General features: G+C 71.2%; 16 protein-coding genes. 7 read left to right on the plus strand and 9 right to left on the minus strand.

The genetic code is table 11. The annotated features are described in order from the left end of the window. Window positions 1-38: 38 nt before the first annotated feature. The gene (locus ACXJY8_RS17540) at window positions 39-641 is read right to left on the minus strand and encodes an exopolysaccharide biosynthesis protein (RefSeq protein WP_463771313.1); all 603 of its coding nucleotides are present in this window, start codon (window positions 639-641) and stop codon (window positions 39-41) included. Window positions 642-1020: 379 nt separating this feature from the next. On the opposite strand from ACXJY8_RS17540, the gene bcsS reads away from it, so the two are divergent. Continuing rightward, window positions 1021-1698 (plus strand): cellulose biosynthesis protein BcsS, encoded by a 678-nt coding sequence (bcsS, locus tag ACXJY8_RS17545; RefSeq protein WP_463771315.1) that lies wholly within the window; start codon window positions 1021-1023, stop codon window positions 1696-1698. Here the strand turns inward: bcsS and ACXJY8_RS17550 are convergent. Next, window positions 1676-3424 carry a cryptochrome/photolyase family protein gene (locus tag ACXJY8_RS17550; protein WP_463771322.1) on the minus strand — a complete coding sequence of 583 codons (1749 nt, stop codon included), beginning with the start codon at window positions 3422-3424 and terminating at the stop codon, window positions 1676-1678. The two genes, bcsS and ACXJY8_RS17550, sit on opposite strands and share 23 nt — an antisense overlap. A gap of 183 nt (window positions 3425-3607) precedes the next feature. Here ACXJY8_RS17550 and ACXJY8_RS17555 point away from each other — a divergent pair, with 183 nt between their 5' ends. Together ACXJY8_RS17555 and ACXJY8_RS17560 are read left to right on the plus strand one after the other, a co-directional pair. Next, complete coding sequence (locus ACXJY8_RS17555; RefSeq protein ID WP_463771326.1) at window positions 3608-4474, plus strand: formyltransferase family protein; 867 nt, start codon at window positions 3608-3610, stop codon at window positions 4472-4474. A gap of 50 nt (window positions 4475-4524) precedes the next feature. Next, window positions 4525-4698 carry a DUF2256 domain-containing protein gene (locus ACXJY8_RS17560; RefSeq protein WP_463771330.1) on the plus strand — a complete coding sequence of 58 codons (174 nt, stop codon included), beginning with the start codon at window positions 4525-4527 and terminating at the stop codon, window positions 4696-4698. Window positions 4699-4704: 6 nt separating this feature from the next. Here ACXJY8_RS17560 and ACXJY8_RS17565 read toward each other — a convergent pair whose 3' ends face one another. From ACXJY8_RS17565 to ACXJY8_RS17580, 4 genes are read right to left on the minus strand one after another with little or no spacing between them, the layout of a single operon-like run. Further along, window positions 4705-5292 (minus strand): nucleotidyltransferase family protein, encoded by a 588-nt coding sequence (locus ACXJY8_RS17565; protein WP_463771334.1) that lies wholly within the window; start codon window positions 5290-5292, stop codon window positions 4705-4707. A gap of 5 nt (window positions 5293-5297) precedes the next feature. Beyond that, the gene (locus ACXJY8_RS17570; RefSeq protein ID WP_463771336.1) at window positions 5298-6323 is read right to left on the minus strand and encodes a molybdopterin-binding protein; all 1026 of its coding nucleotides are present in this window, start codon (window positions 6321-6323) and stop codon (window positions 5298-5300) included. Then, the gene (locus ACXJY8_RS17575) at window positions 6320-7021 is read right to left on the minus strand and encodes an XdhC family protein (protein ID WP_463771338.1); all 702 of its coding nucleotides are present in this window, start codon (window positions 7019-7021) and stop codon (window positions 6320-6322) included. Before ACXJY8_RS17575 ends, ACXJY8_RS17570 begins: the two co-directional genes overlap by 4 nt. 9 nt (window positions 7022-7030) lie before the next feature. Further along, window positions 7031-7354, minus strand: a complete 324-nt coding sequence (locus ACXJY8_RS17580) for an XdhC family protein (protein ID WP_463771340.1) — start codon at window positions 7352-7354, stop codon at window positions 7031-7033. 207 nt (window positions 7355-7561) lie between these two features. On the opposite strand from ACXJY8_RS17580, the gene ACXJY8_RS17585 reads away from it, so the two are divergent. Both ACXJY8_RS17585 and infA read left to right on the plus strand, forming a co-directional pair. Then, window positions 7562-8719 (plus strand): branched-chain amino acid ABC transporter substrate-binding protein, encoded by a 1158-nt coding sequence (locus ACXJY8_RS17585; protein ID WP_463771345.1) that lies wholly within the window; start codon window positions 7562-7564, stop codon window positions 8717-8719. 305 nt (window positions 8720-9024) lie between these two features. Next, entirely contained in the window at window positions 9025-9297 is a 273-nt protein-coding gene (gene infA, locus ACXJY8_RS17590; RefSeq protein ID WP_055947419.1) for a translation initiation factor IF-1, read from the plus strand. Window positions 9298-9420: 123 nt separating this feature from the next. Here the strand turns inward: infA and ACXJY8_RS17595 are convergent, their stop codons facing one another. The 3 genes from ACXJY8_RS17595 to recO form a co-directional block, all read right to left on the minus strand. Next, window positions 9421-9657 (minus strand): hypothetical protein, encoded by a 237-nt coding sequence (locus ACXJY8_RS17595; RefSeq protein WP_463771350.1) that lies wholly within the window; start codon window positions 9655-9657, stop codon window positions 9421-9423. A gap of 149 nt (window positions 9658-9806) precedes the next feature. After that, complete coding sequence (parC, locus tag ACXJY8_RS17600; RefSeq protein WP_463771352.1) at window positions 9807-12056, minus strand: DNA topoisomerase IV subunit A; 2250 nt, start codon at window positions 12054-12056, stop codon at window positions 9807-9809. A 53-nt stretch (window positions 12057-12109) separates the two neighbouring features. Then, on the minus strand, window positions 12110-12850 hold the full coding sequence (recO, locus tag ACXJY8_RS17605; RefSeq protein WP_463771355.1) for a DNA repair protein RecO: 741 nt from the start codon (window positions 12848-12850) through the stop codon (window positions 12110-12112). A 133-nt stretch (window positions 12851-12983) separates the two neighbouring features. Here recO and ACXJY8_RS17610 point away from each other — a divergent pair, with 133 nt between their 5' ends. Next, a complete protein-coding gene (locus tag ACXJY8_RS17610) occupies window positions 12984-13400 on the plus strand; it encodes a hypothetical protein (protein WP_463771358.1) in 417 nt (138 codons plus the stop codon). A gap of 120 nt (window positions 13401-13520) precedes the next feature. Then, window positions 13521-14234 (plus strand): gamma-glutamylcyclotransferase, encoded by a 714-nt coding sequence (locus tag ACXJY8_RS17615; RefSeq protein WP_463771363.1) that lies wholly within the window; start codon window positions 13521-13523, stop codon window positions 14232-14234. Window positions 14235-14390: the final 156 nt, after the last annotated feature.

Raw genomic sequence — 14390 nt, forward strand, 5'->3', positions numbered from 1 at the left:
GGGCCGAAGCCTCGAATCAGAGGCTCGGAGCGGGCGCCTCAGAGATTGAACAGGCTCATCAGGCCCGAGATGATCGCGTAGACGAAGCCGGCATTGAGCAGGACGCCCACCGTCCCGATCGCGAGGCCGCCCAGCACCACGACGCCGTCGCGCTCGACGAGGCCGAGGCCGACGAGGCAGATGGCGAGGCCGAGGGGAATCTGCCCGACGATCGGCGCGGCCACGATCAGGGCCAGCGACAGGGTGAGCAGGATGAGGCCGACGCCGCGCATGCCGAGGGCGGTCTCGAACAGGCTCATGCGCGGGCGCGACCAATGCTCCAGGCGGCGCAGGAGCGGGACGGCCCGGTTCGCCGCCCGCTCGACGTCGCTGCGGGCGACGGACCGGCGCAGCAGTGCCCGCGGCAGCCAGGGCGAGGCCATGCCGGCGGTGATCTGGATCGCCACCAGCAGCAGTAGCAGCCCGCAGACCAGTGGGATCGGCGGCGGCATCGGCAGGCAGTTCGGCAACCCGAGGATCACGATGAGGAGCGCGAAGGCGCGGTCCTTCAGGACGGCGACGATGTCACCGACGGTCAGCCGTTCCCCTTCCTGCTCGGCGAGCACGGTGAGAACCTCGGAAGTTCTGGCAGCAGGTGACAAGAAAGCTCGGCCATTGGCGACGGTCCTGGGCCGGGCTGTAGCCGAGATGGGGGCCCAGGCCAAGCGGCGCATCCGCACGCCCGGACGGCGTCGAATCACACGGGCGGTGCGGACAGGACCCTCGATACGAAGAATGTCGACCGACACCGCGTCAATCTAGAGATGCCGTTCGGCGGGTTAGTTTCGCTGAGGTCGTCGAAGCTTAGGAATATCGAGACATCCGAGATAGGATTAACACCTAAACTTGTATCTGTTTCAGATTATACGCATCGAAGATTGATTTCTGCCCGCGCCGCCGGAAGACTAGGGCTCTGATCGGCATCGAGGCAGGGAGCCCATGCTATCGAGGGCCGGGAGCGATCGCAGCAGATCCCGAAGATTGGCGAGCCTCGCTGGGGCGGCGGCTTGGTCCACGGCGCTCTTCGCGGCACCCGCCCCGGCATCCTCGCCCGCCTCGCTCCTCCTGTTCGGAAGCCTGGAGGCCAGCCCCTCCGTCTTCGTGACCACCGGCGCCAAGGTGGCGCTGGACCGGATCGACCGCGAAGGGTTCGTCGCTCTCGCGAGCCTCGGAGGCCAACGGCGCCGGGAGGGACCGGTCATCCGTGATTCCGCGATCGCCGCGGTCGTGCTCGGCTATCAATGGTTTCGCGACTGGGGCGTCGTCGCGGCCCATTTGGGTCCCGAAGTCTCGATGGAGGTGGTGTCGGGCTGCGGCTGCGTGCAGGCCCTGCCGCCCCGCTTCGGCCTGCGCCTGCACGGGGAGGTCTGGGCTAGGCCCACGGACGACACCCTCCTCACCGCGACGCTAGTTACAGGCACGCTCCGCATGAGCGCCTGGGGCCGCCTCGCCTGGGGTTACCGGGCCGCGGGGGCCTATCTCGGACCCGAGGCCGCCCTCTATCTGGACGAGACCGGGTACCGGAAGTGGAACCTCGGGCTGCACGCGACCGATTTCGCCGTCGGCCGGTTCGGGCTGCGGCTCTCGGCCGGGCTGCAACTCGCCGGCGACGGGGAGCCCGGCCCCTATCTCGGCCTCACCGTCTGGACGCCCTGGTAAGTTTTTCCTTCGGGACCTTGTCCTCGATGACCTCGTTCTTGGCGTGCCTGCCCTTGGCACGCCTGTCCTCGGCGACCTTGTCCTCGGCGACCTCGCGCCGCCGGGCCGGGCGGCGGCTCTCGCCCGCGCCGGGCGACGTCAGGTCCAGGCTGCCCTGCTCGACCCTGGGGATCGGGGGCGCGGCGTCGAGCCCGTCGAGGAAGCGGGCCGCATCGTCGACGATGGCGGCCCGCTTAGCCGGGTCCATGCGCGCCAGGGTGCGGTAGGGCATGGCGAGGCGCGGATTGTCCGCCAGCCGCTCCGCGTGACGGATGAGGAAGTCCCAATAAAGGTAGTTAAACGGGCAGGCCGTGCCGCCGGTCTTCTTCGCCACGTCGTAGCTGCAGCCCCGGCAGTAATCCGACATCCGGTTGATGTAGGCGCCCGAGGCCGCATAGGGCTTCGAGCCCATCACGCCGCCATCGGCCCAGAGCACCATGCCGTGGACGTTGGGCAGCTCGACCCACTCGTAGGCGTCGGCATAGACGACGAGGTACCATTCCTCCACCTGCGCCGGGGCGAGGCCCGCGAGCAGCGCGAAGTTGCCCGTCACCATCAGGCGCTGGATGTGGTGGGCGTAGGCGTGGGTCCGGGTCGCGCCGATGCACTGCGCCAGGCAGTTCATCTCGGTCTCGCCGGACCAGTAGAACCAGGGCAGGTCGCGCCCTGCCTCGAGGGCGTTCGAGGCCGCGTAGTCCGGCATCCGCGCCCAGTACAGCCCGCGCACGTATTCTCGCCAGCCGAGGACCTGGCGGATGAAGCCCTCGGCGCAGTGGAGCGGGGCGTCGCCGGCGCGGTAGGCCCGCTCCGCCGCCCGGCAGACCTCCTCCGGCGTCAGGAGCCCGGCGTTCAACGCCGGCCCGATCAGGGCGTGGTACAGGAACGGCGCATCCGTGCGCATCGCGTCCTGATAGTCGCCGAAGGTCGGCAGGCCGACGGCGAGGAAGTGCTTGAAGGCGGCGACGGCCTCGGTCCGCGTCACCGGCCAGGCGAAGGCCGCGGTCTCGCCGAAATGGTCGCCGAACGCAGCCTCCACCAGGGCGATGACCTCCCGGGTCATGGCATCGGGCGGAAAGCCGATGCGCTCGGGCACGACGTGGCCCTTGGGCAGGCCCTTGCGGTTCTCGGCGTCGAAGTTCCAGCGGCCGCCGACGGGCTCGCCCCCCTCCATCAGCAGGCCGGTGCGGCGGCGCATGCCGCGGTAGAAGGTCTCCATGCGCAGGCTGCGACGGTCGCCGGCCCAGGCGGCGAACTCCGCCCGCGGGCAGAGGAAACGGTTGTCGTCGCGGATCTCCACGGGCGGCCCGAGATCGTCGCGCCAGCCCTGCATCATCTCCCAGACCCGCCACTCGCCGGGCTCGGTGACCACGACCCGGTCGACCGCGTGGCGCGCGACCGCGCGTTCCAGCTCGCCGGTGAAGCTGCCGGTGTTGCCCGGGGCATCGAGGCGGACGTAATCCACGGTGATGCCCTCCGCCTCCAGCTCTGCCGCGAAGTGGCGCATCGCCGAGAACAGGAACGCGATCTTCTGCTTGTGGTGGCGGACATAGGTCGCCTCCGCCCGGACCTCGACCATCAGCACCACGTCGTGCTCTGGATCGAGGTCGGTCAGGGTGGCGATGCGGCGGGTGAGCTGGTCGCCGAGGAGGAAGCGGAGCGTGTGGATGAGACTCAGCCTCCGGCCCATGGGCACGCGCCGGCCGGATCCCGGCCCGGCATTCCGCCTTCGGCTCCCCCGGCGACGATGTCCCGCCTCATGCGTGCTCCCAAATCGCTCTAGATCGGATAGGTATGGCGAAAGCGGGAGGCGGGGAGCCGTCGTCACGCGGGATCGACCGATCCGTGACGTCGCAGGACCGTCGGGAGCCTCATGAAGTTCGCTTTTGCCGGCATCGATTTCCTCGGCGGCGTGTTCGAGGCCCTGCTCGGGGCGGGCTGGACGCCGATCAAACTGTTCACCCGGCCCTGCGACGGGCTCTACGACCACAACGAGGCGGTGGTGGCCCAGGCCCGCCGCTACCGCGTGCCGATGCAGATCTCGCGGATGCGGCCGGAGGACCTTGCCGGGCTGGCGGAGGCGCACGGCCGGGACTGGGCCCTGGTGGTGGCCGGCTATCCCTGGCTGATCCGGGGCTGGCGGGGCCAAGCCGCCTACGGGCTCAACTTCCACCCCTCCCCGCTGCCCCTCGGCCGCGGCCCCTACCCGCTCTTCAAGGCGATCAGCGACGCGCAGCCGGACTGGGGCGTCACCGCGCACGTCCTCGCCGAGGACGGCTTCGACACCGGCGACATCCTGGCCCAGGAGCGCTTCCCGCTCTCGCCCCTGGAATCGCACGAGACCCTGCTCGCCAAGTGCCAGATGGCGGCGCGCCGCATCGCCGCGGGCCCCATCGCCCGGGACCTGCCCGGCCTCTGGCGGACGCCGACGCCCCAGGGCACCGGTTCCTACTGGCCGCGGGTGACGGATGCGGACCGCACCCTCGACTTCCGCTCCGAGGTCGAGGCGATCCTGCGCCGGGTCCGGGCCTTCGGCACGATCGAGACAATCGCCCGGGTCGGCGAGTCCCGGGTCTACGTGGCGGCGGCGGAGGGCTGGCGGGAGGCGCATCGCCACACGCCCGGGACGGTGGTGCAGCGCTACCGCCGCCACGTCGTCATCGCCGCCCGCGACGGCTACATCCAGCTCAACCGCTGGAGCCCCGTCCCGGCCAGCGAGGCCGGCCAGCTCGGGCGGTAGGCTGCCCTATATCAGGGCGATATCGTCACCCGAGCGATTGAGCAGATCCCATGGCGCGGATGCGCAAGAAGGCCGATCTCCCCACCAAGATCTGCGTCCAGTGCGGCAAGCCGTTCGCGTGGCGCAAGAAGTGGGAGCGGGTCTGGGACGAGGTCCGCTACTGCTCGGACCGGTGCCGGGCGGAGGCCAAGCGGGTTCCGGCACGGGCGGCGGGGCAGGAATGAGCCGCCTCAGGCCAGGGCGGCGAGGCCGTCCGGCGTGTCGACGTCCTGGGTGACGCCGGCGTCCATCGCGCAGTCCAGCACGTCGTCGCGTCCGGCGAGCAGGCGTCCCGCCCCCTGGTCGCCGGAGAGGCCGGCAAGCGCCGGCCCCAAGCGCCGCAGGTTCAGCAGGACCGGGTTGCCGCGCACGCCCGCATGGACCGGCACCACGGCAGAGGGGGAAGGGTCCGCCGCACGGAAGGCGTCGGCCAGGGCCGTCAGGTGGCGGGCGCTCACCCGGGGCATGTCGCCGAGGAGCACGATCGCACCGTCCAAACCCCTCGGCAGGGCCGCGAGCCCGGCCTGGAGCGAGGTGGCGAGGCCGTCGGCATAGGCCGGGTTCACGACCCGGACGAGGTCGAGCCCGTCGAGGGCGGCTCCGACCCGGTCGGCATGGGCGCCGAGCACCGCCACCACCGGGCCGAGCCCGGAGCCGACGGCGGCCTCGGCTGCGTGGCGCACCAGGGCCCGCCCGGCCAGGGCCTGCAGCAGCTTCGGCTCCGCGCCGAAGCGGGTCCCGCGCCCCGCCGCGAGCAGGATGAGTCCGAGTTCGGGCATCGGCCTCAGGCCTCCTCCTCGGCGGGGTCGCCGCCGGAGCGGGGCTGGGGCCGCGACACGATCTCCATGAGGAGGCCGCCGACGCCGAGGGCGACGATGTCGGCCCGGGTCACGGCGAGCTCGGCGAGCAGCCGGTGCAGCACCCAGTCGAAGCCGTTCTCCTTGGGCGAGCGCGCGCAGCCCGGTGCGCCGATGACCGGCACCGCGGCGACCCGTCCGACGAGGAGGAGGTTGCCCGGGTCCACCGGCATGCCGAGATGCTCCACGTGCCCGTCCGCCGCCTCGATCGCGGCGGGAATCACGTCGCGCCGGTCGGCGATGGCCGAGGCGCCGAACACCACCACTAGCTCGGCGCGATCCTCTGCGACGGCCGCCCGGATCGCATCGGCCACGGCCTCGCGCCGATGGGGCACCCGGGCGTCGGTGACGAGTTCGGCGCCCGTGGGGGCGAGGCGGTGGCGCAGGTTGGCCAGCGTCTTGTCGATGGTCGCGGGCTTGAGGCCGGGCAGCAGGGTCGAGACGACGGCGACCCGGCTCAACCGGTAGGGCGCGACCGCGAGCGCCCCGACGGGCGCGGCGCCGCAGGCCCGGTCGAGGGCAGCGCCCGGGACCGCGTAGGGGATGATCTTCACCGTGGCGACCATCTCGCCGGCCACCACCGGCTTGTAGGGCGCGAGCGTCGCCACCGTGATCGACTCGTCGATGCCGTTGACGGCGTCGACGGCGGCCCGGTCGATATGCAGGAGCCCGGCAGTGGCCGCGTGCAGGTTGCAGCGGCCGGTGAAGGGCGGCTCGCGGCGCAAGTGCGGGCCGGCGAGATGCGCGGCGAGGCGCTCGGCTGCCGCGTCCTCGGCCACGTCGCCCGGCTCCAGGGCGACGGCCACGAGTTCGGACAGCCCGGCGGCGGCGAGGCGCGCGGCGTCCTCGGCCGGGATCACCCGGCCCTTGCGCAGGGTCACGTCGTGGGACCGCACCGTATGGGCGGCGATGAGCCCGGCGGCCTCGCGCGTCGGGACGGCGCCGAACTTCACGCGCCGGCTCCGGTGCGGGGGGTGCGCTGCGCGGCGACGATCTGCGCCAGGATCGAGACCGCGATCTCGGCCGGGCTGACGGCCTGGATGGGAAGGCCGATCGGCGCCGCGATCCGGCCGATCTCGGCCTCGGAAAACCCGGCCTGGGCGAGGCGGGCGACGCGGGCCGCGTGGGTTTTGCGCGAGCCGAGGGCCCCGACATAGAAGCACCCAGCCCGGAGCGCGGCCGCCAGGGCCGGATCGTCGATCTTCGGGTCGTGGGTCAGGGCCGCCACGGCGCAGTAGCGGTCGAGGGGCGGGACCGGCCCGACCAGGGCATCGTCCGGCCATTCGGCCACGAGGTCGATGCCGGGAAAGCGTTCCGGCGTCGCGAAGGCGGTGCGCGGATCGATGACGGTGACGGCGAGGTCGAGGGCCAGGGCCATCGGGCACAGGGCCTGGCTGATATGCACGGCGCCGATCACCACCAGCCGCACCGGCGGCGCCTGCACGGTGAGGAAGACGGAGCGGCCCTCCACCTCCGCGAGGCCGCTCTTGCCGGAGGCGAGGTGGCGGGCGAGGAGGTCGGCAAGGGGGTCGCCGGCGATCTCGGCCTCGCGCACCACCCGCTGGGCACCGCCACCGAGGTCGGTCACCAGGATGGCAGCACGGCGCGCGGCGCGCTCGGCATTGAGGATCGCGAGGGTTTCGAGCTGCATGCCGGCGCCTCAGGCCACGGGCTCGACGAAGACGCGGATGCGCCCGCCGCAGGACAGGCCGACCCGCCAGGCGGTCTCGTCGGCCACGCCGAACTCGATCACCCGCGCGCGCCCGTCCGCGATCGCCTCCAGGCCCTCAGTGATCACCGCGCCCTCGACGCAGCCGCCCGAGACCGAGCCGAGGAAGTTGCCCTCGCCGTCCACGACGAGATGGCTGCCCACCGGCCGCGGGGCCGAGCCCCAGGTCTCGATCACGGTGGCGAGCGCCACCGTGCGGCCCGCCCGGCGCCAGGCCTCGGCGGCCCCGAGGATGTCGTTGTCGGTGGAGAGCATGGCCCTGACGAACTCCGGCGCGGGATCGGACCCGCGAATGGGGAACCCGAGAGCACGAGGTAAGGTCCCGCGCGGCCGTGGCAATGCGATCCGGCGGACGCCGATGCCGGGCCGTGACGTGCCGCACCAACCGGCGTGACTTTCCGCACCGACCAAGCGGCCCTATCGTGCGGCCCCGCTCACCCGCCCCGATGGATTCGCGCCTCGATGCCCAGCCTCCGCGCCGCCGCCTGCGCCCTCACCTTCGCCGGCTTGCTGGCCGGTCCGGCGTCCGGCCGCGCCGAGGCGCAGGTCCGGATCGGGCTGTCGGCGCCGCTGAGCGGCCCGGACGCCGCCTTCGGACAGGGCCTGCGCCTCGGGGCCGAGCAGGCGGTGGCCGATCTGAACCGGGCCGGCGGCGTCAACGGGCAGCGCCTCGTCCTGGTGATCGCCGACGATGCCGGCGAGGGCAAGCAGGGCCTCGCCGTCGCCCGGCGGTTCGCCACCGAGCGTATCGGCCTCGTGGTCGGCCCCTTCAATGCCGGCGTCGCGGGGCTGGCGCTGCCGGTCTACGAGGAGGCCGGCATCGTCGCCGTGACGCCGGGCAGCGGCTATCCCGGGCTGACGGCCCGGGGCTGGTGGAACGTGTTCCGCACCGTGCCGAACGAGGCCGAGCAGGGAACGCTCGCCGGGGCCTACCTCCTCGGCCGTCACGGCGGCCAGCGCGTCGGCCTCGTGCACGACAAGAGTCCGTTCGGCCGCGGGCTCGCGGAGGGCGTGAGCCGCACCCTGAAGGCCGCGGGCCAGCCGGAGGCGGCCTTCGAGACCCTGACCCGCGGCGAGCGCGACCTCTCCGGACTGGTCGCGCGCCTGAAGCGGGCCCGCGTCGAGGTCGTGTATTTCGGCGGCCTCGCGGCGGATGCGGCCGTGCTCCTGCGCGGCCTGCGCGAGGCCGGGCTGAACGCGCCCCTGGTGGGCAGCGACGGCCTCCTCGATCCGGCCTTTCCGCAGGCGGCCGGCGCCGCGGCCGAGGGCACGGTGATGACCCTGACCCCCGATCCGCCCCGGCTGCCCGAGGCCAAGGGGCCAGAGGCGAAAACCGCGAGGCTGCCGCGCAACCCGGAGGCGAACGCGGTGGCCGCCCAGGCCTATGCGGCCGTCGAAGTCCTGCGCCAGGGCATTCTGGGGGCCGGCGTGGCGGATGGTCGGGCGGTCGCCGCCTACCTGCACCAGGGCCGCGCCCTGCGGACGGTTCTCGGCGAGCTCGCCTACGATGCCCGGGGCGACCTCAGGCCCGATCCCCGACGGCCGGGCACCATCCTGCAGGCCTGGAAGCGGACCCCGGACGGACGGATCGACTATGCCGGCAACGACGTCACGCCCTGAAGGCGGCCCTCAGCGCCGTCGCACGGCAGGGTGGGACGCGCCGCGCGACGAAATCGCGGGCCGAACGGTGTGAATCGCGCGCCGAATCTTGATCTTTCCGAATCTTCGTGCGGCCTGTGCCGGGTTCATCACCGGTCTGCATCGGGAAAAGCTTGCTTCCGGCCGGTCCGGACATTATGTCGGGGCAACGCTCGCCGGTGTTGCGCATCCGATGGGATCGGACCCGCCGCCCGCTGCGTTTTGCCGAACGGCTTCGTTTTGTGTCCCGGGTCGCCCCTTTCAGGCCGTCCGGCTGGAGAGTGTGGATGGCGAAAGAAGAGTTGATGCAGTTCGACGGTCTCGTGATCGAGATCCTGCCGGACGCGCGCTACCGCGTGCAGCTCGATCAGGGCCACGAGATCGTGGCCTACACGGCCGGCAAGATGAAGAAGAACCGCATCAAGACTCTGGCCGGCGACCGGGTCACCGTCGAGATGTCCCCCTACGACCTGGAGAAGGGCCGTCTCGTGTTCCGACACAAGGACGAGCGCTCCGCCGGCCCGCGCCCGCCGATGCGCGGCCAGTTCCGCCGCCGCTGACCCTCCTGCGCCGGGGAGTCCGCATCCTGCTCCATGCCTCCCTTGACTGAGAGGCATGGGTACGAAGAGGGTGGCGTCCGAGCGTGACTCGGCCGAAACCATTCGCGTGCAGGTGATCCCGCGTCACCCACCGATGATCTTGATGAACGCCGCCCCCGCCCCGAAGAGGGCGGCACCGGCTGCCATACCGGATAGGGCAACCTGCCAGGGTGCGAGCATCCGGTCGCGCTCGCGCTTCATGGCCTCAGCCATCAACTTCCGCTGCTCGGCGACGAATTTTTCGCTTTCCTCGCGCGTACGACGGATGCGGCCGATCTGCTCCTCGAGGTCGGGCGTCAGCGGTATTGCACCCTCGGCCATCGGAGCCGTCTCTCGTCGCGCTGAATCACACCACTGAGATATCGCAACCCTGGCGGCAGGGATCAAGCGGCGAGGATCGAGCGGCAAGGATCGAGCGGACTGCGCGGCCTTCGCCCTCCGCTCGACCCGGCCCTACTTTCCGAACCACCCTACTTCCCGAACCGCTCGAATTTCGGGAAGCTCCGGGTCATCAGCGTGCCCGCGTCCGAACGGTGGCCCATCCACTTCTCCAGGATGCTCGCCTGGGCGAGCCGCGCCTCGCCACCGGCCTCGCGCCAGGGCAGGCCCTCGGCCAGGGTGAAGACGTGGGCGTCGGTGAGCGTCGTCTGGCGGCAGCGTTGCAGGCGCACGCCCTTGCCGCGCACCATCTCGGGCAGCTCGCTTAATGGGAAGACCAGCATCAGCCGGTCGGCGCTGCACACCGCGATGTGGTCGCCGGCCGCCGGTACCAGCACGGCGGCCGTCGCCGGCGCGTCGAGGCCCATGATCCCCTTGCCCTTGCGGGTGTTGGCGACCAGCGCGTCGGCCGGCGCCAGGAAGCCACGCCCGTCGGTGGCCGCGACCAGGACCTTCGCGCCGGGCTGGTAGGGGATGGCCGCGACGATCTCGGTGCCGTCGTCGAAATCCACCATCAGGCGGATCGGGTCGCCGAAGCCGCGCCCGCCCGGCAGCTTGGACGCCTCCAGGGTGAACACCTTGCCGTTCGAGGCCAGCACCAGCAGCTTGGCCGTGGTCTCGCTCGGAAAGGCGAGCTTGAGGCCGTCGTCGCCCTTGAAGGCCACGCCCGACAGGTCGGCGACGTGGCCCTTGAGGGCGCGGATCCAGCCCTTGTTGGAGACGATCACGGTGACGGGCTCGCGCTCCACCATGGCGGCGGCGAAGTCGATGCCGGCGGTGTCGGGCGGGTTCTCGAGGGTGGTGCGCCGGGCGCCGATCTTGGTCTCGGGGCCGAAGGTCTTCTTCACCGCGCGGATCTGCTTGGTGATGTCGGCCCATTGCAGCTTGTCGGAGCCGAGCAGGCCCTCGATGCCGTCCTTCTCCTGGGTCAACGCGTCGAGTTCGCGCTTCATCTCCATCTCCTCGAGCTTGCGCAAGGAGCGCAGGCGCGTGTCGAGGATGGCGTTGGCCTGAATCTCAGTGAGCTCGAAGCGCTTCATCAGGGCGGGCTTCGGCTCGTCCTCCTCGCGGATGATGCGGATCACCTCGTCGAGGTCGAGATAGACGATGAGCAGGCCGCCGAGGATCTCCAGGCGGCGGTCGATCTGGGCGAGGCGGTGGCGCGAGCGGCGCTGGAGCACGACGCGGCGGTGGTCGAGCCACTCGCGCAGCGCCTCGGCGAGGCCGATGACGCGGGGCACGAGCCCGCCCACCAGTACGTTCATGTTGAGCGAGATGCGCGACTCGAGCTCGGTGAGCCGGAACAGCGATTCCATCAGGATGACGGGGTCGACGTTGCGGGCCCGCGGCTCCAGCACGATGCGCACGTCCTCGGCCGATTCGTCGCGCACGTCGGCGAGCAGCGGCAGCTTGCGCTCCTGCAGCAGCTCCGCGAGCTTCTCGATCAGGCGCGCCTTCTGCACGCCGTAGGGGATCTCCGTGACCACGATGGTCCAGGTCCCGCGCCCAAGATCCTCCTTGGCCCAGCGCGCGCGCACGCGGAAGCCGCCGCGCCCGGTGCGGTAGGCCTCGGTGATCGATTCGGCGCTGTCGATCAGGATGCCGCCGGTGGGGAAGTCCGGCCCCTTCACGAAGGTGAGGAGCTGAGCCGAGGTCGCCTCCGGGTGGGTGATGAGGTAGAGCGCCGCGTCGCAGAGCTCGGCCGCGTTGTGAGGCGGGATCGAGGTCGCCATGCCGACCGCGATGCCCTGCGAGCCGTTGGCGAGCAGGTTCGGGAAGGCGGCGGGGAGCACCACCGGCTCCTCCTCCTGCCCGTCGTAGTTCGGGCGGAAATCCACCGAATCGTCGTCGAGGCCTTCGAGGAGGAGGCGCGCCACCTCCGTCATCCGGGCCTCGGTGTAGCGCTGGGCGGCGGCATTATCGCCGTCGATGTTGCCGAAATTGCCCTGCCCGTCGACGAGCGGGTAGCGCTGCGCGAAGTCCTGCGCCATGCGCACCAGGGCGTCGTAGGCCGCCGTGTCGCCGTGCGGGTGATACTTGCCGATGACGTCGCCGACGATGCGGGCGCATTTCTTGAAGGCCGAGGTCGGGTCGAGCTTCAGGAGCCGCATGGCGAACAGGATGCGGCGATGGACGGGCTTGAGCCCGTCGCGGGCATCGGGCAGCGCCCGGTGCATGATCGTCGACAGCGCATAGGCGAGGTAGCGATCCTCCAGCGCGGTCTTCAGTTCGACGCTCTCGATGCCATCGGGACCCGATGGCGGCTCGAAGGGCTGGCCCATCACGAACTCCCGGGCCGCAGGGGACCCAAATCAGAACAAACCACGAACGGAATTTAGGCGTTCCGCGTGCCCAATGCAACGAAGCGCGCGCGCTCCTCGGGCACGGGGATCGCGCGCGGCCCCCATATGTGCTGGTCGAGGAAATACCCCGTCAAGGTAAACCCCTCGGTAACGTCCCGGGCGTCCGGCGTCATCGGCAGCGGGGCGTCGGGCGGGCGCCCGCGCAGGAAGTCCGGCAGCGCCAGCAGCTTGTCGCGGTAGGGCTCGCCGGCCGAGGCGCTCACCGCCCGCCCGCTGCGGGGCGAGACGTAGATCAGGGCGTCGTTGCCCCCCGTGGCGGCGCAGGCCGCCAGATCGAGCCCGAAGCCGAGCTCGGCCAGGATGGCGAGTTCGAAGCGCACCATCAGGGGCGGGGCGATGTCCGGGTCGTGCAGGTGGGCGACGAGGAGCCCGGCCGCCGCGAACAGCTCGGGATGGGGATCGCGCTCGGGCAGCAGGCGCAGCAGGCCGGCGAGGTAACTCATGCCGTAGAGGGCGAGCCCGGAGCCCATCAGCCGGGCGGCGACGGATTCGACGGGCTCGACCGCGAAGGCGCCCAGGCTCTCGTCGAGGCGCGCCCTCCAGGTGGCCTGGACCCGGTTGCCGGCCTGCAGCACCGGCTGCATCCGGCGCGAGCGCCCGCCATGCACGAGCCCGAGATGGCGGCCGTGGTTCCGGGTCATGAGTTCGAGGATGACGCTGGTCTCGCCCTGTCGGCGCAGACCGAGCACCAGGGCCTCGTCGGTCCATTGCATGCGTCGTCTTACGGCGATGCCCGTCCCTTGCAAATGCCGCCGACGAATCCGGTTGCATCTCCACATCGACTCTCGCGGGACGCGAATCATGCTAGACTCGATCCGATCCGAAACGAACCGAGGCCATCCCGCCATGCCCCGCACCTGCCGCCTGCCGCGCCCTGGCCTCCTTCTCGCGGGCCTCGCGGGCGTAGGCCTCGCCGGCTGCGGCGTCCGCGCGGCGATCCCGACGCCGTCCGCCACCGCGCCCATGCACGAGCGCCTCGCCGCCCTCGCCTTGCGCCAGCCGGAATTCGGATCGATCTCGCTGATCCCGGTCCGGTTCGTCCAGAGCCGGGTCTCCGGACCCTTCCTCGACGAGGGACGAGCCCTCTACTGCGTGTCGAGCCGGATGCGGGGGCGCACGTTCGGCCGGGCCGAGCGACTCAAGATCGTCATCCAGGAGAAGGCCGGAGTCCTCAGCGTCATCGACGAGGACAAGGAGGTCTGCGACTTCCACCGCAGCGAGCCGCTGCCCGAACTCGAGACGATGGCCGGCGCCAAAACCTGAGAGCCAAGCCATTCAAAGCCAAGCCATTTCAAGCAGAGCCATTTCAAGCAGAGCCATTTCGGGAGTCTTCTCAGGGTCGCGACTCTTGCACCCCGCCCGCCGGGATGGTTCGCTGGGGCCATGCCGGACCAGCCCCTCGACCTGAACCTCGACCTGATCGCCCGCGCCCATCCGATGCCGGTGGCGGACGACGCCACCGCCCTGGCCCTGATGACGGATGCCGAGCTGGCACCGGGCCTCGCCGCCGCCCTCGCCGCCCGGCCGATGCCCGCCGAGGGCCTATGGGTGTTCGGCTACGGCTCGCTGATCTGGCAGCCGGAATTCACCTATTCCGAGCGCCGGGTCGGCACGGTCCACGGTTATCACCGGCGCTTCTGCCTGCTCCAGCGCCGGTTCCGCGGCAGCGCCGACAATCCCGGCCTCGTCCTGGCCCTGGACGCGGGCGGCAGTTGCGAGGGGGTCGCCTTCCGGCTGACCGGCCCCGAGGCCGCCGAGACCCTGCTGCCGGTCTGGCGCCGCGAGATGCGCGGCAACGGCTATATCGGGCGCTGGGTGCCGGTGGAGACGGCCGCCGGCACGATCCAGGCCCTGACCTTCCTGGTGAACCCCGAGAGCGACCGCTACACCGGCCCAATCGCAGACGAAACGATCGCGGATCGGATCGCCGCCGGGGCCGGACATCTCGGCCCCAGTGCCGAATACCTGTTCCGCACCGTGTCCGCCTGCCTCGCGGAAGGCATCCGCTGCCCGCACCTGATGACCCTGCAGGCGATGGTGGCGCAGCGGCTGCAGGCGCGGGTCGCCGCCGGAATCTCGGTTCCGCTCGGCGCCTGAGTTCACGGGCCGGCAAACCGAGGGATCGAGCCAGCCCGGCGCCCGAGCAATGCGGAAGAGACGACAACCTATGATCCCCGTACCGGACGAAATCCGATCACGGCTCTATAGGGGTGAAGACTGAGTTGAACAAAAACAGCTCAAAGCGCGACTGTG

The sequence above is a fragment of the Methylobacterium sp. TK31 genome (assembly GCF_055361545.1).

What these genes read in the sequence shown, in the direction of transcription:
- parC (WP_463771352.1), bottom strand. Translation starts at nt 12,056, where the DNA reads ATGGGCCAGCCCTTCGAGCCGCCATCGGGTCCCGATGGCATCGAGAGC.
- ACXJY8_RS17585 (WP_463771345.1), top strand. Translation starts at nt 7,562, where the DNA reads ATGCCCAGCCTCCGCGCCGCCGCCTGCGCCCTCACCTTCGCCGGCTTG.
- ACXJY8_RS17580 (WP_463771340.1), bottom strand. Translation starts at nt 7,354, where the DNA reads ATGCTCTCCACCGACAACGACATCCTCGGGGCCGCCGAGGCCTGGCGC.
- ACXJY8_RS17615 (WP_463771363.1), top strand. Translation starts at nt 13,521, where the DNA reads ATGCCGGACCAGCCCCTCGACCTGAACCTCGACCTGATCGCCCGCGCC.
- ACXJY8_RS17595 (WP_463771350.1), bottom strand. Translation starts at nt 9,657, where the DNA reads ATGGCCGAGGGTGCAATACCGCTGACGCCCGACCTCGAGGAGCAGATC.
- infA (WP_055947419.1), top strand. Translation starts at nt 9,025, where the DNA reads ATGGCGAAAGAAGAGTTGATGCAGTTCGACGGTCTCGTGATCGAGATC.
- ACXJY8_RS17565 (WP_463771334.1), bottom strand. Translation starts at nt 5,292, where the DNA reads ATGCCCGAACTCGGACTCATCCTGCTCGCGGCGGGGCGCGGGACCCGC.
- ACXJY8_RS17560 (WP_463771330.1), top strand. Translation starts at nt 4,525, where the DNA reads ATGGCGCGGATGCGCAAGAAGGCCGATCTCCCCACCAAGATCTGCGTC.
- ACXJY8_RS17550 (WP_463771322.1), bottom strand. Translation starts at nt 3,424, where the DNA reads ATGGGCCGGAGGCTGAGTCTCATCCACACGCTCCGCTTCCTCCTCGGC.
- ACXJY8_RS17610 (WP_463771358.1), top strand. Translation starts at nt 12,984, where the DNA reads ATGCCCCGCACCTGCCGCCTGCCGCGCCCTGGCCTCCTTCTCGCGGGC.
- ACXJY8_RS17575 (WP_463771338.1), bottom strand. Translation starts at nt 7,021, where the DNA reads ATGCAGCTCGAAACCCTCGCGATCCTCAATGCCGAGCGCGCCGCGCGC.
- recO (WP_463771355.1), bottom strand. Translation starts at nt 12,850, where the DNA reads ATGCAATGGACCGACGAGGCCCTGGTGCTCGGTCTGCGCCGACAGGGC.
- ACXJY8_RS17555 (WP_463771326.1), top strand. Translation starts at nt 3,608, where the DNA reads ATGAAGTTCGCTTTTGCCGGCATCGATTTCCTCGGCGGCGTGTTCGAG.